Source organism: Bradyrhizobium oligotrophicum S58 (genome assembly GCF_000344805.1).
GTDB lineage: Bacteria > Pseudomonadota > Alphaproteobacteria > Rhizobiales > Xanthobacteraceae > Bradyrhizobium > Bradyrhizobium oligotrophicum.
Window position 1 is genome coordinate 7882152 of record NC_020453.1, and the last position, 22261, is coordinate 7904412.

At 64.8% G+C, this 22261-nt stretch carries 19 protein-coding genes; 4 read left to right on the top strand and 15 right to left on the bottom strand.

Features of this window, described 5'->3' with window-relative positions:
* Positions 1–187: 187 nt before the first annotated feature.
* Positions 188–961 carry a ferredoxin--NADP reductase gene (locus S58_RS34060; protein WP_015669988.1) on the bottom strand — a complete coding sequence of 258 codons (774 nt, stop codon included), beginning with the start codon at positions 959–961 and terminating at the stop codon, positions 188–190.
* A 285-nt stretch (positions 962–1246) separates the two neighbouring features.
* On the opposite strand from S58_RS34060, the gene S58_RS34065 reads away from it, so the two are divergent.
* On the top strand, positions 1247–2191 hold the full coding sequence (locus S58_RS34065; protein ID WP_015669989.1) for an ATP-grasp domain-containing protein: 945 nt from the start codon (positions 1247–1249) through the stop codon (positions 2189–2191).
* 27 nt (positions 2192–2218) lie between these two features.
* Here S58_RS34065 and S58_RS34070 read toward each other — a convergent pair whose 3' ends face one another.
* Positions 2219–3142: an amino acid ABC transporter substrate-binding protein gene (locus S58_RS34070; protein ID WP_015669990.1), complete on the bottom strand. Its 924-nt coding sequence runs from the start codon at positions 3140–3142 to the stop codon at positions 2219–2221.
* Positions 3143–3153: 11 nt separating this feature from the next.
* The gene (locus S58_RS34075; RefSeq protein ID WP_015669991.1) at positions 3154–4449 is read right to left on the bottom strand and encodes a dicarboxylate/amino acid:cation symporter; all 1296 of its coding nucleotides are present in this window, start codon (positions 4447–4449) and stop codon (positions 3154–3156) included.
* A gap of 382 nt (positions 4450–4831) precedes the next feature.
* Here S58_RS34075 and S58_RS34080 point away from each other — a divergent pair, with 382 nt between their 5' ends.
* Together S58_RS34080 and S58_RS34085 are read left to right on the top strand one after the other, a co-directional pair.
* The gene (locus S58_RS34080; RefSeq protein ID WP_015669992.1) at positions 4832–5971 is read left to right on the top strand and encodes an FAD-dependent monooxygenase; all 1140 of its coding nucleotides are present in this window, start codon (positions 4832–4834) and stop codon (positions 5969–5971) included.
* Positions 5968–7581: a benzoate-CoA ligase family protein gene (locus S58_RS34085; RefSeq protein ID WP_015669993.1), complete on the top strand. Its 1614-nt coding sequence runs from the start codon at positions 5968–5970 to the stop codon at positions 7579–7581. Before S58_RS34080 ends, S58_RS34085 begins: the two co-directional genes overlap by 4 nt.
* Before the next feature lie 35 nt (positions 7582–7616).
* Here the strand turns inward: S58_RS34085 and S58_RS34090 are convergent, their stop codons facing one another.
* Both S58_RS34090 and maiA read right to left on the bottom strand, forming a co-directional pair.
* Entirely contained in the window at positions 7617–8126 is a 510-nt protein-coding gene (locus tag S58_RS34090) for a MarR family winged helix-turn-helix transcriptional regulator (RefSeq protein ID WP_042340413.1), read from the bottom strand.
* Positions 8116–8748 carry a maleylacetoacetate isomerase gene (gene maiA / locus S58_RS34095; protein ID WP_042341084.1) on the bottom strand — a complete coding sequence of 211 codons (633 nt, stop codon included), beginning with the start codon at positions 8746–8748 and terminating at the stop codon, positions 8116–8118. The genes S58_RS34090 and maiA overlap by 11 nt, the downstream gene beginning before the upstream one ends.
* Before the next feature lie 101 nt (positions 8749–8849).
* Here maiA and gtdA point away from each other — a divergent pair, with 101 nt between their 5' ends.
* Positions 8850–9887, top strand: a complete 1038-nt coding sequence (gtdA, locus tag S58_RS34100; protein ID WP_015669996.1) for a gentisate 1,2-dioxygenase — start codon at positions 8850–8852, stop codon at positions 9885–9887.
* A gap of 3 nt (positions 9888–9890) precedes the next feature.
* Here gtdA and S58_RS34105 read toward each other — a convergent pair whose 3' ends face one another.
* The 10 genes from S58_RS34105 to S58_RS34150 form a co-directional block, all read right to left on the bottom strand.
* On the bottom strand, positions 9891–10721 hold the full coding sequence (locus S58_RS34105) for an ABC transporter permease (RefSeq protein WP_244440681.1): 831 nt from the start codon (positions 10719–10721) through the stop codon (positions 9891–9893).
* The gene (locus S58_RS34110) at positions 10714–11487 is read right to left on the bottom strand and encodes an ABC transporter ATP-binding protein (protein ID WP_015669998.1); all 774 of its coding nucleotides are present in this window, start codon (positions 11485–11487) and stop codon (positions 10714–10716) included. The genes S58_RS34105 and S58_RS34110 overlap by 8 nt, the downstream gene beginning before the upstream one ends.
* Before the next feature lie 41 nt (positions 11488–11528).
* Positions 11529–12530: an ABC transporter substrate-binding protein gene (locus S58_RS34115; protein ID WP_015669999.1), complete on the bottom strand. Its 1002-nt coding sequence runs from the start codon at positions 12528–12530 to the stop codon at positions 11529–11531.
* Positions 12531–12814: 284 nt separating this feature from the next.
* Positions 12815–13300: a hypothetical protein gene (locus tag S58_RS35910; RefSeq protein WP_015670000.1), complete on the bottom strand. Its 486-nt coding sequence runs from the start codon at positions 13298–13300 to the stop codon at positions 12815–12817.
* A gap of 152 nt (positions 13301–13452) precedes the next feature.
* Entirely contained in the window at positions 13453–14133 is a 681-nt protein-coding gene (locus tag S58_RS34125) for an alpha/beta hydrolase family protein (RefSeq protein ID WP_015670001.1), read from the bottom strand.
* Positions 14134–14194: 61 nt separating this feature from the next.
* A complete protein-coding gene (locus S58_RS34130; RefSeq protein ID WP_015670002.1) occupies positions 14195–16228 on the bottom strand; it encodes a methyl-accepting chemotaxis protein in 2034 nt (677 codons plus the stop codon).
* Between the two features lie 16 nt (positions 16229–16244).
* Positions 16245–17189 (bottom strand): TRAP transporter substrate-binding protein, encoded by a 945-nt coding sequence (locus S58_RS34135; RefSeq protein ID WP_015670003.1) that lies wholly within the window; start codon positions 17187–17189, stop codon positions 16245–16247.
* A gap of 210 nt (positions 17190–17399) precedes the next feature.
* On the bottom strand, positions 17400–19415 hold the full coding sequence (locus tag S58_RS34140) for a methyl-accepting chemotaxis protein (RefSeq protein WP_083938748.1): 2016 nt from the start codon (positions 19413–19415) through the stop codon (positions 17400–17402).
* Positions 19416–19450: 35 nt separating this feature from the next.
* Positions 19451–20344 (bottom strand): TRAP transporter substrate-binding protein, encoded by an 894-nt coding sequence (locus S58_RS34145; protein ID WP_015670005.1) that lies wholly within the window; start codon positions 20342–20344, stop codon positions 19451–19453.
* 228 nt (positions 20345–20572) lie between these two features.
* Positions 20573–22231, bottom strand: a complete 1659-nt coding sequence (locus S58_RS34150; protein WP_015670006.1) for a methyl-accepting chemotaxis protein — start codon at positions 22229–22231, stop codon at positions 20573–20575.
* Positions 22232–22261: the final 30 nt, after the last annotated feature.

Sequence of the window (22261 nt, forward strand, 5' to 3'; positions counted from 1 at the left end):
GGATGGCCGCCGTTCAGGCAATCCAACTCCCCTCCCTGCTTCGCGCCGGACGTCTGAAGGTCCGGTTCTGCGGCCGAAAATCGCACAGCCGCTCGGACGCGTGCAAGGAGGATATTGCCAACGAAAAGAGCGCCCCGATTGCGTCGAGGCGCTCTTTCGAAAATGTCAAAGTCGAAAGCTTGACGGCTCAGCGCTCGACGAACGCCTTCTCGATCACGAAATGCCCGGGCGCGTTGCCGCTGCCTTCGAGGAAACCGCCGGACTCGAACATGGTCTTGAGCTCGTCCAGCATCCCCGGGCTGCCGCACATCATGATGCGGTCCTTGGCGATATCGAGCGGCGGCTGGCCGAGATCGTTGAACAGCTGCTCGGAGGAGATCAGGTCCGTGATGCGGCCGCGGTTGCGGAACGGCTCGCGAGTCACGGTCGGGTAATACTGCAGCTTGCCGTCGAGCAGCTCTCCGAACAGCTCGTCGTCGCGCAGCTTGGCCACGACGCTCTCGCCATAGGCGAGCTCGGCGACCTGGCGGCAGCCATGGACGAGCACGATGCTCTCGAACCGGTCATAGACATCCGGGTCCTTGATCAGGCTCACGAACGGCGCAAGGCCGGTGCCGGTCGACAGCAGCAGGAGCCGGCTGCCGGGCAGCAAATTGTCCGGGATCAGCGTACCGGTCGCCTTGCGGCCGACCAGGATCGTGTCGCCTTCCTTGATCTGCTGCAGGCGCGACGTCAGCGGGCCGTTCTGGACCTTGATGCTGAAGAATTCGAGCTCTTCCTCGTGGTTGGCGCTCGCCATGCTGTAGGCACGCAGCAGCGGGCGGCCTTCGACCTCGAGCCCGATCATGGCGAACTGGCCATTCTGGAACCGGAAGCCGGCATCGCGGGTGGCTCGGAAGGAGAACAGGGTGTCCGTCCAATGCTGAACGGAAAGAACTTTCTCTTTGTAGAACGCGCTCATGATGTTCGTTTCTTCACGCAGGCTGAGATTGGAAGAAATGGCTAGCGATGGTAAAAGTCCGCAACTCCCTGTAACTCTTTGGGAATTTCGCCGACTGATGTACACAAAATCGGCCGGAAATCAACCCGCTGCAATGCACAATCGATAGCGGGTAAATGCATGCCAGCCCGTTGCTTCTTATGTCATCGCCAAACTCGTTTGTATACTAATGATCTACGCAATTTACTTGCGGCGCCGGCGCTTTCACAGCACTTAAATTCCGCAACCCTGACCAATGCCTAGGCAATGCCAACTGCGCCCCGGATCCTGATCAATGCGGTCAAGCGCTACTGCGCCGAGCACGGGATCGCGCTCGACATCCGCGCCGACGGCTGGCTGCTCGTGCTCGGCCATCCCGCCGGACGCCACCTGATCTTCGGCTATGACGTTGGGCTGAACAGTGCCGTGGCGCACAGAGTGGCCAGCGACAAGGCGGCGACCGCGGAGCTGCTGACGCTGTCGGGCGTGCACGCCGTGCCGCATACGTTCGTCATCGCGCCGGCGTTGAGCGGGCGCGCCGAACCATCCTGGCCTGCGCTGTTCGAACTGCTCGATGTGCATCCGCAAGGCCTCGTCGTGAAACCGAACGAAGGCACGTCCGGGCGCTTCGTGACGCGCGTCGCTCGACGCGAGCAGCTGCTGGATGCCGTGACCAGCCTGTTCGCCGCCAGCCTCAGTGTCGCGATCTCGCCTTTGCTCGACATCCAGGACGAGGTCCGCGTGGTGCTGCTCGATGGCGTCCCGCTGCTCGCCTACCGCAAGGAGCGAGCACGCGTGATCGGCGACGGCACGCAATCGCTTCAGGCGCTAGCGCTCGCGGGCGTGGCTCCCGAAGGTCGCGGTCGGATGCTCGCGCGCCTGCGGACCGAGTTCAGCGCGGCCGAGCTCGCGGCGGTCGTGCCGGCCGATGAGGGCCGGCTGCTTGACTGGCGGCACAATCTCGAAGCGGGCGCGAAACCGGTGCTGCTGGAGAGCGGCCCGGCACACGAGGTCTGCGTGATGCTTGCAAGGGCCGCAGCGACGGCGATCGGCATCCGCTTCGCCTCCGTCGATGTGGTGGCGGTGAACGGAGGCTGGCAGGTGTTGGAGATCAATTCCGGGATGATGATGGAAGCGCTCGGCAGCTTCCATCCAGATCTGGTCTACAAGGTCTACAGTGCCGCGCTCGACAAGGTCTTTGCGAAGCCGTGACAAATGCCATTGGCTTCGGCGATCGCGTCAGTTGTTCGCGCCCGGACTGTCGTCGAGGACGTGGAAGGCCTGCTCGAGCTGCGGCGAGATCGCCACGTTGAGCCGCTCGCCGGTCGGCAGGCGACCGACGAACCACTTATTGTAGAGCGGAATGAGATCGTGATTGGAGCCGAGCCTCCGGAACGCGCGCTCGACCACGGCGGCGAGCTGCGGCTCCCCCTTGCGGAACATGATCCCGTAGGGCTCGTAGGACAGATAGTCTCCGGTCACGCGGAACTTGTCCTGCGATTTGTGCCGCGCGATCAGGCCGGAGAGCAGGATGTCGTCGGTGGCGAAAGCATCGACCTTGCCATCCACCAGCATCTGGTAGGACTGCTCGTGATCGGGCGCGGTCACGATCGTAAGGCCAAGCGCGAGTTTCGTGTCGACCTGGTGCATGGCGGCTTCGTTGGTGGTGCCCTTGGTCACCACCACGGTCTTGCCTTTGAGATCGGTCGCCACCGAGATCGCCGAGCTCTTCGCCACCATCAGCTTGGTGCCGGCGACGAACATCAGCGGCGAGAAGGCCACCTGCCTGGAGCGTTCGGCATTGGCGGTGGTCGAGCCGCATTCGAGATCGACCTTGCCGTCGAGCACCGCTGCGATCCGGTCGTCGGAGGTCACCTTGACGTAGTCGATCCGCAAGGCGGGATCGTCGATTTCGGTGCCGATCTCCTCGACGATCGCTTCGCACAGTTCGAGGCTGTAGCCGATTGGCCGCCCCGCCTGATCCAGGAAGGAAAACGGCGGCGAGCTCTCGCGATAGCCGAGATGGACGACGTGCCTCAACTTGATGGCGGCAAGCGTCGGCGACAGGCCCTCGCTGCTGCTCTGCGCCACGACAGGACGCGCAAAGGCAAAAGCCAGCACCACTCCGGCAGCAACCCATGCGACGCGTGCGCGACAGCGCATGGCCCCCTCCATCAGTTTCCGGCCATGGCCGGGACCTCGCCGGGGATCATGTCCGGCGGCACCACGTCGGACGGCCCGAGCGCGTGCTCCGGCCCGAGCTCGCCTTCCCATTTCGCAACCACTGAGGTGGCGAGCGTGTTGCCGATCACGTTGGTGGCGCTGCGTCCCATGTCGAGGAACGTGTCGATACCCATGATCATCAACAACCCCGCCTCGGGGATGCCGAACTGCGACAGGGTCGAGGCAATCACCACCAGCGACGCCCGCGGCACGCCGGCGACCCCCTTGGAGGTCACCATCAACGTGGCCAGCATCGCCAACTGGGTGCCCAGCGACATCTCGATCTTGTAGGTCTGGGCGATGAAGATGCTGGCGAACGTGCAATACATCATCGTGCCGTCGAGATTGAAGGAGTAGCCGAGCGGCAGCACGAAGCTCGATATGCGCTTCGAAGCGCCGAACCGGTTCAGGCCTTCGAGCGTCTTCGGGTAGGCGGCTTCCGAGCTCGCGGTCGAGAACGCGATCATCAGCGGCTCGCGGATCAGCTTCAACAGATGGCTGTAGCGCGGCCCGATCACCACGAAGCCGACCACCACCAGGATCGCCCACAGGATCAGCAGCGACAGATAGAAGCCGCCCATGAACACGATCAGCTTCCACAGCACGCCGAGCCCGTTCTTGGCGACCGTTGCGGTGATCGCGGCCCACACGGCGAGCGGCGCGAACAGCATGACGTAACCGGTCACTTTCAGCATGATGTGGCCGATGTCGTCGATCAGCTGCAGCAGCGTCTTCGACCGCTCCGGCAGCGCGCCCATGGCCACCGAGAAGAAGACCGCGAAGATCACGATCTGCAGGATCTCGTTCTGCGCCATCGCATCCGCAATCGAGGTCGGGATCAGATGTGTCAGGAATTTCTCGACAGAAAAGGCCGACACCGGCAGCCCTGTCGATTGCGTCTTGTCCGGCAGGGTTCCCGGAAAATTCGCGCCGGGCTGCAGCAGGTTGACCATCACGAGGCCGAGCAGGAGCGACACGAAGGAGGCGCTGATAAACCAGCCCATCGTCTTGGCAAAGATGCGCCCGAGCTTGGCGCCGGAGCCCATATGGGCGATGCCGCCGACCAGGGTCGCAAACACCAGCGGCGCGATGATCATCTTGATCAGGCGCAGGAACAGCATGGCGATCAGGTTGATGTCGGCGGCGAGCTCGACCCGGCTATCCGGCATCAGATTGAAGATCAGCGTCCCCATCACGATGCCCAGCACCATCGCAATCAGGATGTATTGCGTGAACCTGTTCGACATTCCCTACCCCCAAACAGAACTCCCGGCGGCGTCGAGTTTGGCAGATTTTGACAAGGGCGCAATATGTCGCATCCTGTTAGGACGGGGATTTGCCGATGGAGCATCGATGCGAGACGAGCACGCAGCGCACAATCTGAGCAGGTGACTACATAGCGCGCGCACATTTGCACCGAGAACCGGCAAGACGGCCGACCGGCGAGCGCCGGGCCGCGGGGAACACGCTGATGGCGCTGACCAGCCTTCCGGCCGGCGAGAACCGCGGCGGGCCGCATTGTCCGGGTCCAGTCGTTCCCGCGACCGCAGATTCCACTGGCGCACTCCGTGCCGACGGATTAGTGTCCGGTCCAAAATAAACAGTATACTGTCAATTGGGAGAACGCCCTTGCGCATCGCCGTGCTCGGCGGCGGCCCTGGCGGGCTGTACTTCGCCTATCTGTGGAAGAAGCGGCATCCAGCCGCAATCGTCGATCTGTTCGAGCAGAACCCGGCCGGCGCGACCTGGGGCTTCGGCGTCGTGTTCTCCGACCAGGCTCTGGAATTCCTGCGCGCTGACGATCCCGAGACTGTGGATGCAATTGCGCCGCGGATGGAGAGCTGGCGCAACATCACGCTGGATCTGCACGGCGAGCGCGTCGAAATCGACGGCGTCGGGTTTTCCGCGATCGGCCGGCTCGAACTGCTCAAGCTGTTGCAGGCGCGCGCCGAGAGCGTCGGGGTCATGGCCCGCTATGGCACGACCATCCAATCGCTCGATCAGCTCCAAGGCTACGACTTGATAATCGCCGCCGACGGGCTGAACTCGCTGGTACGGCGCAGCTTCGAAGGCGATTTCGGCTTCTCGGTCTCCTATTCCAGCAACAAGTTCGCGTGGTACGGCACATCGAAGACCTTTGCCACGCTGTCGCAGACCTTCGTCGCCACCGACCGCGGCACCTTCAACGCGCATCATTATCGCTATGCGCCCGACATGAGCACGTTCCTGGTCGAATGCGATCGCGCGACCTGGCAGGCCTACGGCTTCGCCGAGATGTCGATCGATGAGTCCCGTGATATCTGCGAGCAGGTATTCGCCGCCACCCTCGACGGCCATTCGCTGGTTTCCAATCGTTCGGTGTGGCGCAACTTTCCCTGGGTCTGGAACGAACATTGGTGGCACCGGAACATGGTGCTGATCGGCGATGCCCTGCATACCGCGCATTTCTCGATCGGCTCGGGGACGCGGCTGGCGATCGAGGACGCTATCGCGCTGGCCAAGGCGCTCGATACCGAAAGCAGCCTCTCGGACGGGCTCGCGCGCTATCAGGCGGAGCGGCAGCCGATCGTCAAGAAGCTGGTCACCGCGGCCCGCACCAGTGCCGACTGGTACGAATCATTTCCTGTTCACATGAAGCTCGATCTGATGGATTTCGCCTACAGCTACATCACCCGTTCGGGACGCATCGATGACAACCGGCTGCGGGCGATGGCGCCGCAATTCATGGCGCGCTACGCAGCATCTCGCAACGAAGGAGGTCGGGCATGACGAACGGGATTGCCGATCAGGTTCCTTCCGACAGCGCCGGCGCCCGCGAAATCGGGTTCGCGATTCCCGCACGCTATAATGCGAGCCGCGTGCTGTTCGACAACCTCGCCCGGGGCAACGCGAACAAGCTAGCCTTGATCGGTCCAGCCGGCCGGCGCAGCTATGCCGAATTGTGTGCCGACGCCTGCCGCTGGGGCCATGGCTTCACCTCGCTCGGGCTGAGCCGCGGCGACCGCGTTCTGCTGTTCCTCGACGACACGCTGGCCTATCCGGCCGCGTTCTTCGGCGCCGTGCGCGCGGGCTTCGTACCGCTCCTGGTCAACACGCTGACGCCGCCGGACCTGCTGCAATTCTATCTTGCCGATTCCGGCGCCAAGGTCGCGGTGGCCGACGCCGAATTTGCCGGACGGTTCGACGCGCAGGCCTGTACGGAGACGGCGCTGCAGACGCTGATCGTGGTCAATGGCGAGCCGCCCACGACCGCGGCGGCGTCGACGGTGGCGGTCGATCAATGGCTGCCAACCTTCGCCGATCAGCTGGCAGAGGCCGACACCGATCGCAACGAGATGGCGTTCTGGATGTATTCGTCCGGCTCCACGGGGCGGCCAAAGGGAATCGTCCATCTGCAACACGACATGGCCTATAGCGAGCAGGCCTTTGCCCGGACCGTGCTGCGGCTCAAGCCGAACGATATCTGCTTCTCGGTGCCGAAGATCTTCTTCGCCTATGGCTTCGGCAACGCGATCACCTTTCCGTTTTCGGCCGGCGCAACCACCCTGCTGCTGCCGGGTCAGCCGAAGCCGGCCGCCATCTTCGACGCGATCAACCGCTTCCGTCCCACCGTGTTCTTCGGCCTGCCGACCCTCTATACCGCGCTCACCAAGGCCGACGGCGCGAGGGAAGCTGACTTCTCGTCACTGCGCCTGTCGGTCTCCGCAGCCGAAGTGCTTTCGGCCGACGTCTTCAATGGCTGGAAAAGTCTGACCGACCTGGAGATCGTCGAAGGCCTCGGCTCGACCGAGGTGCTGCACGTCTATCTCTCCAACCGAGAGGATCGGAAGAAGCTCGGCGCCGCCGGCCTGCGGGTGCCCGGCTACGAGATTGCGCTGCGGGACAGCGACGGCCACGATGTGGCGACCGGCGAGGAAGGCATCCTCTGGGTCCGCGGCGATTCCAACACGCCGCTTTACTGGAACAGGCCGGACAAGACCGCGGAGACGATCCGCGACGGCGGCTGGATCTACACCGGCGATCGTTTCATCCGCGACATCGACGGCTTTCATTTCTTCCGTGGCCGCGCCGACGATCTGATCAAGATCTCCGGGCAGTGGGTCTATCCGCTGGAGGTCGAGCTCTGCCTCGCCGAACACCCGGACATCCGGGAATGCGCCGTGTTCGCGCATGAACTTCCGGACCGGCGGATGAGCCTGAAAGCGGTCGTCGTCACCAACGGGAGGTTCCATGACGAGGCGGTGACCACCAAGGCGCTGCAGGACTACGTGAAGGCAAAGCTGCTGCCATACAAATATCCGCGCGAAATCGTATTCATCGGCGAACTGCCGAAGACCGGCACCGGCAAGATCGACCGTCAGGCGGTGATGCGGCTATGAGCGACCTCAGCCAGAAACACCGCCAACGGCTGCGATCAGCCGGTCTTGCCGAGATGCTCGAGCGCATCCTCCGCGCGGAGCGGCACGCGCGAGACCTCGTTGTTGAGATCGACGAGCTGCGACAGCAAGGTCATCAGCATCTTCCGGTCAGCCGGCTTGAGCGGCGCCAGCATTCTCGCCTGCGCCCGGTCGACGGAGGGCATGATGTTTCGCAGCAGCGCCGCCCCCGCCTTGGTCAAATGCAGCAGCTTGACGCGCTTGTCTTCGTCCGACGGCGCGCGTTCGACATAGCCCTTGGCCTCGAGCCGCTCGATCACGCTGCCGAGCGTGGAGCGATCGAACGCAATGACGGCCGACAGCCTGGTCGCATCGATGCCGGGATGGGTCTGGATCGCGACCAGCGCGGCATATTGCACGGGCGTGAGGTCGAACTCGCGGCATTCCTCGACGAAGATCGAGACCGCGATCTGCTGCATGCGCCGGAACAGATAGCCGGGCTTGGTGTAGACCGCGTCCATCGTGATAGCAGGCGGCTTACTCGGCATCGGGCTGGCGCTCCGGAGCGGCTTGCGCGAAGGCCGGCAACGCTTTCGCTGCGGCTTCCGCCTGCAGCAGTCGCGGGAACGCCCCGACGTCGACGCCGAAGCGGCGCGCATTGCCGAGCTGCGGCACCAGGCAGAGATCTGCCAACGTCGGCGTCGCGCCAAAGCAAAACGGGCCCGGCTCATGCTTGACCAGCGCCTCGCAGGCCGCGAGACCTTCGCGGTTGGCCCAGCCTGCCCAGGCCGTGACCTTGTCCTCGGGCAGGCCGAGTTCGCGCAACCGCGCCAGCACCTTCAGGTTCTGAACCGGGTGGGTGTCGCAGGCCAGCACCTGTGCGAAGGCGCGGACCTGGGCACGGCGCAAGGGATCCTTCGGCAGCAGCGGCGGCTCGGGGTGGGTTTCGTCGAGCCATTCGATGATGGCGAGCGACTGGATCAGCGCGGTGCCGCTGTCGTCCTCCAGCGTCGGAACCAAGCCCTGCGGATTGAGCGCGAGATAGACGGGCGAGCGCTGTTCGCCCTTGCGGAGGTGATGCGGCAGGTGCTCGGCGGTGAGGCCCTTGAGGTTCAGCGCGATCCTGACGCGATAGGACGCGCTGCTGCGGAAATAGCCGTGCAGCTTCATCATGGCACTCCTCCCGATATCACAGCTCTTGCTGCAATTGACGGTAGCGGAATTGACAGTATACTGTCAATCAAGAACGATATCTGACACGGGAGGCGCGCATGGCCGCAGTTTCGACTCCGGAACGCGAGGCGTTCTACAACAAGATCGACGGCGAGAACATGACGGCGCTGTGGACCGTGATGAGCGATCTCATCACGCCGGAACCCAAGAGCGCATGCCGTCCGCACCTCTGGCAGTTTGCCGCCATTCGCGACTACATGGTCGAGGCGGGGCGGTTGATCACGGCCAAGGAAGCCGAGCGCCGGGTGCTGATCCTGGAAAACCCCGGCCTGCGCGGGCAATCGAAGATTACGACCTCGCTCTATGCCGGCGTCCAGATGGTGATCCCCGGCGACATCGCGCCGGCGCATCGCCATAGTCAATCGGCGTTGCGCTTCGTGCTCGAAGGCAAGGGCGCCTTCACGACCGTCGACGGCGAGCGCACGATGATGCAGCCGGGCGACTTCGTCATCACGCCGTCGATGACATGGCACGATCACGGCAATGAAACCTCGGAGCCGATGTTCTGGCTCGACGGCCTCGACATCCCGCTGGTGCAGTTCCTCGACGCGTCATTTGCCCAAGGCGCGCAGGAGGACCAGCAGAAGGTCGCGCGTCCTGCGGGCGACAGCTTCGCGCGCTACGGTCACAACCTGCTGCCGGTCGACGCCACCAGCAAATCCAGGACATCGCCGATCTTCAACTATCCCTATTCTTACACGCGCGAGGCGCTGGAGAGCGCCAGGCGACGCGAGGAATGGGATGCGTGCCACGGGTTGAAGCTGAAATTCTCCAACCCGGAGACCGGCGATTTCGCGATGCCGACGATCGGCACCTTCATCCAGCTCCTGCCGAAAGACTTCAAGACCGCGCGTTATCGTTCCACCGACGCGACGGTGTTCACCGCGATCGAGGGCAAGGGGCGCAGCCGCATCGGCGATCAGATCTTCGAATGGGGCCCGCGCGACGTGTTTGTCGTCCCCAGCTGGCAATGGGTCAGCCACGAGGCGGACGGGGATGCGGTGCTGTTCTCGTTCTCGGACCGGCCGGTGCAGCAGAAGCTCGATCTGTTCCGCGAGGATCGCGGCAACGCCTGATGCTCAGCGCCAGTGCAGCAGGCGCGCTTCGAGCATGCTGATCAGCCGGCCAACGGCGAGGCCGAACAGCGACAGCACCAGGATCCCGGCCATCAGCTGATCCGTCTGCATCAGGTTTCCGGCCTGCAGCACGAAGGTGCCAATGCCGGTCTCGGCGCCGATCATCTCGGCCGAGACCACCAGCATCAGCGCCACCGAGGCGGTGATGCGAAAGCCGGCGAGGATCGACGGCAGCGCGCCGGGCCAGATCACGCGGCGCACGATGAGCGGGAACGGCACGTCGAAACTCTGCGCCATCCGGATCAGGTTGCGCGGCACCGCATCGACGCCGCTATAGACCGAGATCGTCGTCGAGAAGAACACGCCGAGCGCGATCGTCGCGATCTTCGGCTGCTCGCCGATGCCGAGCCACAGGATCAGCAGCGGCAGCACCGCGATCTTCGGAATCGGAAACAGCGCCGAGACGAAGGTGATGCCGATGCTGCGCGCGATGCGCCACAGTCCGATCGCGAAGCCTGCGACGATGCCCGAGGCGGTGCCGAGCGCCCATCCGGAGAGGATGCGCAGCAGCGAGGCCGAGACGTGCTGCCACAACGCGCCGCTCTCGGCGAGCCGATAGAGCGCGCGCGAGATGCCGAGCGGCGTCGGCAGGAACAGCGGATTCACCAGCCCGAGGCTGCCGATCAATTGCCAAAATCCGAGCGCCGCGGCCAGTGCGAGCACGCCCGCCCAGCGGCTCGCCGCTGGCGTGAAGCCGCCGCCACGAAAACGCACCGGCTTCGTGTCGGCGCCGCCAACTGCGTGTGGCGGTTCATCGGGCACACGATCAAGCATGCTGAACCTCGCGCTCGGCATCGATCGCCTCGGTCCGGATCAGCGCCCACAGTTCGTTCTGCAGATCCAACAGTTGCGCGCGGATATCGACATTGCCGCGATCGCGCCGCGCCGCGGGGACGCTGACGAGCTTCCGGATGCGGCCGGGGCGGCGCGACAGCACGACGATGCGGTCGGCGAGGCGCACAGCCTCCTCTAGGTTATGCGTGACGTAGACCGCGCCCATGCTGCCGTCGGCAAGCAGGTCGACGAAGTCCTCCATCAGGAGCTCGCGGGTCTGCGAATCCAGTGCCGACAGCGGCTCATCCATCAGCAGGATTGCAGGGCGCACCGCGAGGGCACGTGCGATGCCGACGCGCTGGCGCATGCCGCCGGACAATTGCTTGGGAAAGACACTGCGAAAATCGGTCAGGCGCGTCCGGCGCAACGCGTCATCGACGGCAGCGGTCCGCTGCGGGGCGGACAAGGATGTATGAAGCAGCGGAAATGCGACATTGTCCTCGACGCTCGCCCAGGGCAACAACGCGAAGTCCTGGAACACGAAGGTCAGCGGATTGAGGCTGCCGGACGGAGGTGCCCCGCGCAGCAGTGCTTGCCCAGTCGTCGGTTGCAGCAGCCCGCCGAGGATCGACAGCAGCGTGCTCTTGCCGCACCCGGACGGGCCGACGATGGCGACGACTTCGCCGGCACCGACCGTGAAAGAGACGTCGTCGAGCACATCGAGCGTGTCGAAGCGATGACTGATGTTCTCGGCGATCAGGTCCATGTCAGACGATTCCGCTGCAGCTCCGGCCTGCCGTTTCCCGATCAGTCCGGCTTCACATAGTCCTTTGCGATGATTGCGGCGGCGTCATAGCCCGGGTCCGCAAAGCCCTGCGCCTGCAGCCATTTGATCTGGCTGTCGATGTTCTTCACGTCGAGCTTGCCGTCGGGATCGATATAGGCGCAGTTGCCGACCACCTGCTCGACGGGCAGGTTGGTGTACTTGCCGATGATCTCGAGCAACGGCTTCGTCTTCTCATCAATGGCGGCATTGCCGTCCTTCACCGAGGCGAGCACGACGTCGTGATACTCGCGCTCGGCGCGTTGAAGAGACGCCAGCAACCTGGTCACGACAGCGGTGTTGGCCAGCGTCTTCGGCCCCGCGAAGACGCCGGTCACCTGCCACGGCGTCTCGTCGCCGACCCAGCCGAGGTGCTTGACGGAGCCCTCCTCCATCAGCTTGCGCGCGACGGAGACCGGCATCAGCGCGGCATCGACGGCCTCACCCTTGATTGCCGCCGACATGTTGGACATCGACTGCAGCGGGACGATCTTCACGTCGGAAAGCTTGAAGCCGTATTTGTCGGCGAGCAGGCCCACCGAGTAGTGAAAGCTCGAACCCACCTGCGTCATCGCTACGCGCTTGCCGGCGATGTCCTTCGGCGTCTTGAGACCCGCCTCATAGGCCTTGTTGCTGGCGAAATAGCCGATCAAGGGAAAGCCGGGCCGGTCGCGGCTCATGCCTGCGATGATCTTCAAGGCTCCCTTGCCGGCGAGATTATACAGGCCGGCCGTGAACGCGGTGACGCCGACATCGACGTCTCCCGTCGCGGTCGCCACCGCGATCGGTTGCGCCGCGTCGAAGAACTTCAGCTCGATGTCGAGCCCGGCCTCGCGGAAATAGCCCTTGTCCTGCGCGATGAAGACCGGTGCGGACGATGACAGCCTGAGGACACCGATCCGCAGCTTGGCATCGTCGGCCTGGGCAGCGCTGATCGACGCGAGGGACAACAAGGCCGCCAGGACCAGGTTTACGTACCGGAACATCAAGCTCTCCAAGATCCGGCCAGCCGCGGAACCGGCCCGACGGTGACCCGGACTTGTTGCAATATTTCACGCCGGATGTCGCGGCAAATTTTCTCGCGGTAGCGGTCCTAAAGACCGGAGCCTTGGTCACAGCATCAACCGTGAAAAAGACGGAGAAATCCTCTCAATCGCAACCCTGGAAAATGCTGTTGCCGAATAGCTTCACGTCACCTGCCGCGGGCGTCGCCGCGGACTTGCTAGCGTGCGGTAGCTTGTCTCCCGTTCGGGCGCAGCGATTGATCGCCTCAGAAAGTCTTTACCTCCGGCTTCTCGCCACTCGACAGGAACGTCGCTTCGAAGCGACCAAGCTCGCTGTCAGCGGAGCATTCGATGAGTGAGGGACCCTTGAATGGGTTTCCATATTTGCAACGGCCCTTGGCCGCTACCCGATTGATCGTCTTGTCCGGGTATTGACCGATGATCACGAGGTCGACCGGCGTGACACGTTTGTCCGGCCGGGCCCTCTCCTCCAGATCGCCACGATTCGAAAACGTGATCACACCGCCATTGAGCAAGATGAAATAGAACCCGGTGCGCTGATCGTCGTAATCGGTATTGAGCAAACGACCCGTGCACTCGAGGCTACGATCCTCGCCCGCGACGACCAGCTTCTGGCATGTTCCCTTCACGATGGCCATGCCCGTCAGGCGGGAGTCCGCGCGTCCCGAACCTGCCGACGTCAAGAGCACACCGGCGACAAGCATCACCGCAGCCAGCACTGCCGACTTCATTGAAGCCCCTCTCCTCAGACCGTCAGGCGACTATGACTCAACCTGAGGTGAGACGAAAGTTCTTTTTTTGTTCTCATTCGATTTTTCGCAAAGACGAGCCTTCGGTCCGATGGAGTTGCCACGTTCGTAAGGTTTTCGACCGTACTGACAGGTCAGGTCAGGGCATCGACCCAGGACGCAAAAGCCTTCGTCAGCTCGTCCATGACCGCCTGATCATTCCGGCCAGAGCGCGCGGGCACGTGGAAGGCATGATCGGCCTGCGCAATCAGATGCAACGTCGCGATTCGTCCCAGCCGTTGCACGACAGGCTCGAGCAGCTCCAGCTCCGCCAGCTTGTCCCGCGTGCCCTGCAGGAACAGCATCGGCAGCCGGATCGCATCGAGATGCTCGGCGCGCGCCACCGACGGCTTGCCGGCGGGATGGAGCGGAAAGCCGAGGAAGGCCAGCCCGACCACGCCCGGCAGCGGCGCCGTGCTTTGCGCCTGCGAGGTCATCCGCGCGCCGAACGATTTGCCGCCGGCGATCAGCGGCAGCCCTGGACAGAGCCGCGCGGCCTCAGCCACTGCAGCCCGCACCGCGGCCTGCGCGAGCGCGGGTGGATCGGGCCGCTTGCTGCCTTTCTCCATATAGGGAAACTGAAAGCGCAGTGTTGCGATGCCGCGTCGAGCGAGAGCTTCAGCCGCATGGTTCATGAACGCGTGCGTCATGCCGGCGCCAGCCCCGTGGGCGAACACGAAGCAGGCGCGCGCCTGTGGCGGGACGATCAACAGCGCGGACACGGCGCCCGCGCCGTCGATTGCAATGCTGAGAGAGCGCAGCTGGTGCTCGGTCATTGCCCCAGTCTGTGAGCCGCGCCCCTCTGCGTCAACTCCGCCGGCCCTGCCAGTCGCCGGATCAGGCCGCGGTCCGGATCGTCTGCAGGAAGTCGTCGACATTGCTCTTCAGCGACGCCGCCTGCTGTTGCAACTCGGCCGCCGCTGTCAGCGCCGCTTCGGCGCCGGCATCGGTCTGGCCGGCAACGGCGCGCACATCGCCGATCTCCTGCGTCACCGCCGCGGTGCCGCTGGCGGCCTGCTCGACGTTGCGGGCGATCTCGCTGGTCGCGGCGCCCTGCTGCTCGACCGCGGCGGCGATCGCGTTGGAGATCTCGGCGATCTCCTTCACCGTCGTGCCGAACTGCGCGATCGCACCCACCGTCTCCTCAGTGGCGCTCTGGATGGTCGCGATCTGGCTGGAGATCTGCTCGGTCGCCTGCGCCGTCTGCGACGCCAGGTTCTTCACCTCGCTGGCGACGATCGCAAAGCCTCTGCCGGCGTCGCCGGCGCGCGCCGCCTCGATCGTGGCGTTCAGCGCCAGCAGGTTGGTCTGGCTCGCGATCGCCTGGATCAGCTGCACGATGGTGCCGATCCGCTCCGCTGCGCTGGACAGCCCGTTGATCAGCTCGGAGGTGCGCTGGGTCTCATGCGTGGCGCGGTTCGACACTGTCACCGAACGCTGCACCTGGCCGGAGATTTCGCGGATCGAGGCCGCGAGCTCCTGCGTCGCCGAGGCCACGGTCTGCACGTTCACCGAGGCCTGCTCGGCGCGGCTGGCCACCGCTTCCGCAAGCCCGCGGCCACGTTCGGCAACGCGCGCCAGCTCCTTGGCGCTCTGCCCCATGTCGGTGGCTCGCCCGCCGACCCCGGTGATCACGCCCTGCATGCCCTGCTCGAATCGCCCGGCCAGATCGGCCATCATGCGGGCACGCTCGGCTTCGGTGGCCTCGCGCTGCGCCGCGGCGTCCTGCTCCATGCGACGGACGGTCAGTGCATTGTCGCGGAACACCTCGACCGCGCGGGCCATCCGCCCGATCTCGTCGCGCTGCTCGCCGCCGGGAATCGGCTGCTCCAGTTCGCCGGCCGCCAGCGACTGCATGCGATCCGTCATGCTGCGGATCGGGCCCGAGACGCTGGCACCGATCAGCCAGGCCAGCACGGCGCCGAGCACGACCGCGCCCGCCGCCGTCACGATGACGGTCTGCTTGGTCTCCTGGACTGCGACGCCGGTTTTCGCCGCCTGCTCTGCGCGCGCCGCGCCGAGCTGCTGGTTGATGCGGCCGACTTCTGCGTCGATGGTCGCGCTAGCCTTGGCGAGATCGCCTTGCCTGGCACGCAGGTCGCCCGCGACCTTGATGACCTCCTCGAGCGCGGACGCATCAGCCGTCAGCGCCTCCTTCAAAGCGACGACCAGCATCTTCAACTTGGCCTCGCCGGTCGGAGCGATTTCGCTTTCGGTGGAGCCGACCACGGCCTGCGCATTGGCCAGGGCATTCTTGGCATCCACCGCATCGGCGGTCGTCAGCGTCGTGCCATAGCGCATCACCGAGACTCGGACCCCGTCCACTGCGGCGGCCAGGCGCAACGGCTGGAACAGACGCTCCGTGCCGGTTCGATTGGCAAGCGCAACCTGGATGCCGGCGACGTCGAGCCCGGCGGTGGCGCCGTGCGCATCGGTTTTGGCCGTAGTAGCGCGCAGCCGGTCGACCGCTTCAGCCGCAGCAGAGAACGCGGACCGGTAGCTGGCCAATGCAGCACGGACGGGCGCGATGCCCTCGGCAATGGCCGGCAGCTTGCCATAGCGCTGCTCAACCTGATCAGCGAGCCGGCTGACGGTTTCGATTGCATTGGTCGCAAGATCCTTGTCGCCGATGTTCCAGGTCCGGATGAACTTCTCCACCGCACCATTGGCGCCGAGCAGTGCCGCGCGCACCTGCGACATGCCGGCATCTCCAGCTGCGCTGGTGACGAGTTCGTCCACCGTGCCGCCGATATGCCCGACCTGACTCATGGCAAAGCCGCCGAGCAGCACGAGGAAGGACAGGACCAGGGCGAAGCCACCGAAAATGCGCGGCCGGACGCCGATCCACGAGAGTGAAGATGACAGTTTCACGGAAATCACCTGGGACTTAGCGAGTGGACCGGATGGCGGCGATCAGCTCTTTGCCGAACCGCTTTTCGAATTCGGGATCGAGCGTCTTCACCGCATCGACGAAAGCCTGACGATCGATCTTGTCGACGACCTCCATTCCAGCGGCACGCAGCTCCTGCAGCTTTGCCTCGTCGACCTGCGCCTGCCACGTCGCTTCGGCGCCGGCCTTGGCGGCCGCCATCAACGCGTCCTGATCGGCAGGATCGAGCTGCTCGAACATCGCGCGATTGGCCACGAATGCGACCGGCGCGAAGAAATGACCGGACATGGTCAGGTATTTCTGGACCTCGAAGAAGCGGCTGGTCGAGATCGTGGTCAGCGGATTCTCCTCGCCGTCCAGCCGTCCGTCCTTCAAGGCGCCATAGACCAACGGGAAGTCCATCGGAATCACTTCGGCACCAAGCGCCTTGAATGCCATCTTATAGGTCTCATTGGGAATGACGCGGATCTTGAGGCCCCTGATATCCTCGGGGCTGCGGATCGGACGCTTGGAATTGGTGAGATTACGGAAGCCCTGCTTGCCGAGCGCCAGCAGCACCAGCCCCTTGTCGGCGAATTTGGCGGCGATCTGTTTGCCGATCGGACCCTGCATCACCGCCTTGGCATGCGCCTCGTCGCGGAACAGGAACGGGATGTCGAACACGCTCAGTTCGGGAACGACCGCGCCGACGACGCCGCCGGTCAGCACCGCCACGTCCAGAGCCCCTGATCGGGTCGCCGCAAGGATGATAGGCTCGCCGCCAAGCGCATTGCCCGAACGCCCATCGACAATGAAGCGGTGACCTTCCGCGAGCTTCTCGCGGAATAGTTCGGGGCCGGACGCCACCGAGATCATCCGCGGCGTCGCCGCGCTGTGATGCGGCACAAGCAGTGCCACCGCCGTCAGTACGGCGATCCCAAGCTCACGAATCGTCTTCCTCATCTTTCCACCGCTGCGTTCAGTACCCGCACGTACATACCGAAGAATGGTAGGCAAGGTATTAAGAACGGTATCGCGGTGCTACATGCGGAAGGGATATTGCTGATTGGCAAGTCAACGACCGAAGGCCCGCACGCATGGACGTGCGGGCCTCGTTGCCAGGTAGTCCCGAGATTCGGAATTGCTAATCCAGGTAGTTCCGAAATCCGGAGCTCAGGCCGCGGTCCGGATCGTCTGCAGGAAGTCGTCGACATTGCTCTTCAGCGACGCCGCCTGCTGTTGCAACTCGGCCGCCGCAGTCAGCGCGGCTTCGGCGCCGGCATCGGTCTGGCCGGCAACGGCGCGCACATCACCGATCTCCTGCGTCACCGCCGCGGTGCCGCTGGCCGCCTGCTCGACGTTGCGGGCGATCTCGCTGGTCGCGGCACCCTGCTGCTCGACCGCAGCAGCGATGGCGTTGGAGATCTCGGCAATCTCCTTCACCGTGGTGCCGAACTGCGCGATCGCCCCCACCGTCTCCTCGGTGGCGCTCTGGATGGTCGCGATCTGGCTCGAGATCTGCTCGGTCGCCTGCGCCGTCTGCGACGCCAGGTTCTTCACCTCGCTGGCCACGATCGCAAAGCCTCGTCCGGCGTCGCCCGCGCGTGCCGCCTCGATCGTCGCGTTCAGAGCCAGCAGATTGGTCTGGCTCGCAATCGCCTGGATCAGCTGCACGATGGTGCCGATCCGCTCGGCTGCGCTCGACAGCCCGTTGATCAGCTCGGAGGTGCGCTGGGTCTCATGCGTGGCGCGGTTCGACACCGTCACCGAACGCTGCACCTGGCCGGAGATTTCGCGGATCGAGGCCGCGAGCTCCTGGGTCGCCGATGCCACGGTCTGCACGTTCACCGAAGCCTGCTCGGCACGGCTGGCGACCGCTTCCGCAAGCCCGCGGCCGCGCTCGGCGACGCGTGCGAGCTCCTTGGCGCTCTGCCCCATATCGGTGGCACGCCCGCCGACCCCGGTGATCACGCCCTGCATGCCCTGCTCGAAGCGCCCGGCCAGATCGGCCATCATGCGGGCACGCTCGGCTTCGGTGGCCTCGCGCTGCGCCGCGGCGTCCTGCTCCATGCGGCGGACGGTCAGCGCATTGTCGCGGAACACCTCGACCGCGCGGGCCATCCGCCCGATCTCGTCGCGCTGCTCGCCGCCGGGAATCGGCTGCTCCAGCTCGCCGGCCGCCAGCGACTGCATGCGGTCGGTCATGCCGCGGATCGGGCCCGAGACGCTACCGCCGATCAGCCAGGCCAGTACCGCGCCGAGCACGACCGCGCCGGCCGAAGTCACGATGACGGTCCGCTCCGTCTCCTGGACTGCCACGCCGGTTTTCGTAGCTTGGTCGGCGCGTGTCGTGCCGAGCTGCTGATTGATCCGGCCGACCTGAACGTCGATCGCCGCGCTGGCCTTGGCGAGCTCGGCCTGCTTGGCGCGCAGGTCAGCGGCGACCTTAATCACCTCTTCAAGCGCCGCCGCATCCGCCGTCAGGGCTTCCTTGAGCGCTGCCACGAGCGCCTTGAGCTTGGCGTCCTCGACACCGGCCATCTCGGCTTCGGTGTCGGCCACAGCAAGCTTTGCATAGACGAAGGTGAGCCTGGCGTCGTCGGCATCGCCGTTCGACAGGGTGCTCGTATAGCGCATCACCGAGATGCGGACTGCGTCCACGACGCTTGCGAGGCGCAGCGGATTGAGCAGCGGCTCCGCACCGGCGCGATTGGCCAGGGCGACCTGGATGCCGCCAAAATTGATTCCGGCGACCGCGCCCAACGCGTCGGTCTTCCCGGTCGCCGCGCGCAGCCGGTCCACAGCGTCGGCAGCTGCGGCAAACGACGCGCGGTAGGCCGCGAGCGCGCTACGCACCGAGCCGACGCCGTCAGCGATGACCTTCAGCTGGCCGGACTGCTTCTCGACCTGATCGGTGAGCTCGCCGACGCCGTCGATCGCCTTGCCCGCCGCATCCTTGTCGCCGACGCTCCAGGTCCGGATGAACTTCTCCACCGCGCCATTGGCGCCGAGCAATGCGGCCCGGACCTGCGACATCCCGGCATCACCGGCCGCGCTGGCGACGAGTTCGTCCACCGTGCCGCCGATGTGCCCCACCTGGCTCATGGCAAAGCCGCCAAGCAGCACGAGGAAGCTCAGGATCAGCGCAAAGCCGCCGAAGATCCGCGGGCGGACACCGATCCACGACATCAAGGAAGAAAGTTTCATGGCGCTGCCCGGCTGTTTCACTGAGTGGACCTGATGGTGGCAAGCAGCTCCTTGCCGAAGCGCTTCTCGAAGTCGGGATCGAGCGGCTTGACCGCTTCGACGAAGGTCTTGCGGTCGAAGGTCTCGATCACCTCCATGCCGCCCTTGCGCAGCTCATCGAGCTTCTGCGCGTCGAGCTGGGCCTGCCAGGTCACCTCCGCCGCCGCTTTTGCGGCTGCGATCAGCGCATCACGGTCGGCAGCGTCGAGCTGCTCGAACATTGCGCGATTGGCGACGAAGGCGATCGGCGCAAAGAAATGTCCGGTGAGCGTCAGATATTTCTGCACCTCTTCGAAGCGATTGGCCGCGATGGTTGCGACCGGATTTTCCTGGCCATCGAGGCGCCCGTCCTTGAGCGCGGCATAGACCAGGGGAAAATCCATCGGCATCACGTCGGCGCCAAGCGCCTTGAAGGTCATCTGGTAGACCGGGTTGGGGATCACGCGGATCTTGAGGCCCTTGACGTCGTCGACGGTGCGGACCGGCCGCTTCGAGTTGGTGAGGTTGCGGAAACCCTGCTTGCCGAGCGCCAGCAGCACCAATCCCTTGTCGGCGAATTTGGCGCCGATCGCAGCGGCGACCGGTCCTTGCGCCACCGCCTTGGCATGCGCGGTGTCACGGAACAGGAACGGGATGTCGAACACGCCGAGCTCAGGAACGACGGCACTCGCAATGCCGCCGGATACAACGGCAATGTCGACCGCTCCGCTCCGCGTTGCCGCCAGCACCGCCGCCTCGCTGCCGAACGCGTTACCGGCACGCTCATCGATGATCAGCCGTTTGCCGGCCAGCGCCTGCAGCTTCACGCGGAATTCGTCGGACCCGACCTGCTGCGGGTTCTGAACCTGCGAGTTGAAGACCAGCGACACCATTCGCGGAGACGCCGCGGCGACAGAATGCGACCCAAGCAGGGCGGTCGCCGCAAATCCCGCGACGCAAAATTCAAGAAGCTGTCTGCGCATGACACACCGCACTCGTTATCCCGGACGCAGAGTTAGCAGCGAGAGATGGTTAAGACGTTAAGACGCGGCCGGCGCCGTACTAAGTCCTGCTATTTAGACTTGATTAGTAACTCACGATAACGACGCCGCGCAGCAGGTTCAGGCCGCTCTCACTGTCGCGAGGAATCTGTCGACCTCCGTACGGAGCCGCTTGCTGTCATTGGCGAGCGACTGCGCCGCGGACAGAACGCTGGACGAGGCCTGGCCGGTATCGGCCGCACCGCGCCTGACGTCGGTGACGTTCGTCGACACCTGCTGTGTACCGTGCGCCGCGTGCTGAATGTTGCGCGAAATCTCCTGGGTCGCGGCGCCCTGCTGTTCCACTGCCGACGCGATCGTCGACGACACTTCGGACAGCCGCTCGATCGTCGAGCTGATCTGGCTGATCGCAGTCACCGATTCCTGGGTCGCCGCCTGGATGCCTGCGATCTGCTGGCCGATCTCGCCGGTCGCCTTGGCGGTCTGCTCGGCCAGGGCCTTCACCTCGGAGGCGACCACCGCGAAGCCGCGACCGGCTTCGCCCGCGCGGGCCGCCTCGATGGTCGCATTGAGCGCAAGCAGGTTGGTCTGACCGGCAATTGCATTGATCAGCTCGACGACGTCGCCAATGCGGTTCGCCGCCTTGGACAGCTCGCCGACACGGTCGGTCGTGGTCCGGGCCTGGTCGACGGCATCGCCGGCCATGCGCGCCGACTCCTGCACCTGCCGGCTGATCTCGTTGACGGAGGATGACAGCTGCTCGGTCGCCGACGCCACCGATTGAACGTTGCTGGACGCCTGCTCCGAGGCACCGGCGACGACTTCCGCGAGCTCGCGCCCACGATCGGCGGTTCCTGTCAGCGTCGTCGCCGAGGACTCCAGATTGTCCGACGTCGCGGACACGGTTCTGACGATGTCGCCGATCGCCTGCTCGAACGTGTCTGCCAGGCGATGCATGTCTGCCTTGCGCTGCTCGGCCGCGCGCTGATCCTGGTCGATCTTCGCTTCGGCCTCGCGCTGCGCCCGCTCGGCCGCAAGCAGCTTGAAGCGCTCCACCGCGCGCGCCACGTGACCGATCTCGTCCTTGCGCCGCACGCCCGGGAGCACGACGTCGAAATTGCCGTCGGCGAGCTGGATCATCGCCTTTTCGAGCGAGATGATCGGCCGGCTCAAGGAGTAGGCGAAGCCGAGCGCGAGCAGAATGCCGAGCACCAGCGTGGCGCCCGAAGCTGTCATCATCATCGTGCGCGAGCCCGCAACATGAGCCTCGGCCTCGTTGCGATATTCATAACCGTAAGCCGCGACCAGCTCGACCAGGTCGTCGACGCTCGCCAGCGCCTCGTTGCCGAGCTTGCTGAGCAGGAATGTGGTGGGAATCTCCGTGGCACCGTCCGGCGCCGGCTTGAGGATCTTGAGCGCGGCATCGGACCAATCACGCAGCCTCCTGGTCGCCTGCTCGCGCGCGGTATCGACGCCGTTCGATTTCACGCGCTCGCGGACGATGTCGAGGTCTTCCAACATCGCCTTGACGAGCTTCTCGAACCTTTCTCCCGCCGCCTTCGATGTTCCGACGCTCTCCGCCCGGTTCAGGACGAGTAGCGCCGCGTTGAGCTCGGCATGCACCGAGCGAGCGTGATTGATCGCCATCAGCGGGCCGTCATAGAGACGGACCACGAGATCGCCGGCCGAGGTGATGCCCCGCAGACCGTAGAGCGCCAGGCCGCAGGCCAATGTGAGCATGATGCTCAGGACTGCGAGGATCCTCAACCGGATCGACATTTCTCAGTGCTCCAGGACTTGTTAGACAGG

What these genes read in the sequence shown, in the direction of transcription:
- S58_RS34060 (WP_015669988.1), bottom strand. Translation starts at nt 961, where the DNA reads ATGAGCGCGTTCTACAAAGAGAAAGTTCTTTCCGTTCAGCATTGGACG.
- S58_RS34065 (WP_015669989.1), top strand. Translation starts at nt 1,247, where the DNA reads ATGCCAACTGCGCCCCGGATCCTGATCAATGCGGTCAAGCGCTACTGC.
- S58_RS34070 (WP_015669990.1), bottom strand. Translation starts at nt 3,142, where the DNA reads ATGCGCTGTCGCGCACGCGTCGCATGGGTTGCTGCCGGAGTGGTGCTG.
- S58_RS34075 (WP_015669991.1), bottom strand. Translation starts at nt 4,449, where the DNA reads ATGTCGAACAGGTTCACGCAATACATCCTGATTGCGATGGTGCTGGGC.
- S58_RS34085 (WP_015669993.1), top strand. Translation starts at nt 5,968, where the DNA reads ATGACGAACGGGATTGCCGATCAGGTTCCTTCCGACAGCGCCGGCGCC.
- S58_RS34090 (WP_042340413.1), bottom strand. Translation starts at nt 8,126, where the DNA reads ATGCCGAGTAAGCCGCCTGCTATCACGATGGACGCGGTCTACACCAAG.
- maiA (WP_042341084.1), bottom strand. Translation starts at nt 8,748, where the DNA reads ATGAAGCTGCACGGCTATTTCCGCAGCAGCGCGTCCTATCGCGTCAGG.
- gtdA (WP_015669996.1), top strand. Translation starts at nt 8,850, where the DNA reads ATGGCCGCAGTTTCGACTCCGGAACGCGAGGCGTTCTACAACAAGATC.
- S58_RS34105 (WP_244440681.1), bottom strand. Translation starts at nt 10,721, where the DNA reads ATGCTTGATCGTGTGCCCGATGAACCGCCACACGCAGTTGGCGGCGCC.
- S58_RS34110 (WP_015669998.1), bottom strand. Translation starts at nt 11,487, where the DNA reads ATGGACCTGATCGCCGAGAACATCAGTCATCGCTTCGACACGCTCGAT.
- S58_RS34115 (WP_015669999.1), bottom strand. Translation starts at nt 12,530, where the DNA reads ATGTTCCGGTACGTAAACCTGGTCCTGGCGGCCTTGTTGTCCCTCGCG.
- S58_RS35910 (WP_015670000.1), bottom strand. Translation starts at nt 13,300, where the DNA reads ATGAAGTCGGCAGTGCTGGCTGCGGTGATGCTTGTCGCCGGTGTGCTC.
- S58_RS34125 (WP_015670001.1), bottom strand. Translation starts at nt 14,133, where the DNA reads ATGACCGAGCACCAGCTGCGCTCTCTCAGCATTGCAATCGACGGCGCG.
- S58_RS34135 (WP_015670003.1), bottom strand. Translation starts at nt 17,189, where the DNA reads ATGAGGAAGACGATTCGTGAGCTTGGGATCGCCGTACTGACGGCGGTG.
- S58_RS34140 (WP_083938748.1), bottom strand. Translation starts at nt 19,415, where the DNA reads ATGTCGTGGATCGGTGTCCGCCCGCGGATCTTCGGCGGCTTTGCGCTG.
- S58_RS34145 (WP_015670005.1), bottom strand. Translation starts at nt 20,344, where the DNA reads ATGGTGTCGCTGGTCTTCAACTCGCAGGTTCAGAACCCGCAGCAGGTC.
- S58_RS34150 (WP_015670006.1), bottom strand. Translation starts at nt 22,231, where the DNA reads ATGTCGATCCGGTTGAGGATCCTCGCAGTCCTGAGCATCATGCTCACA.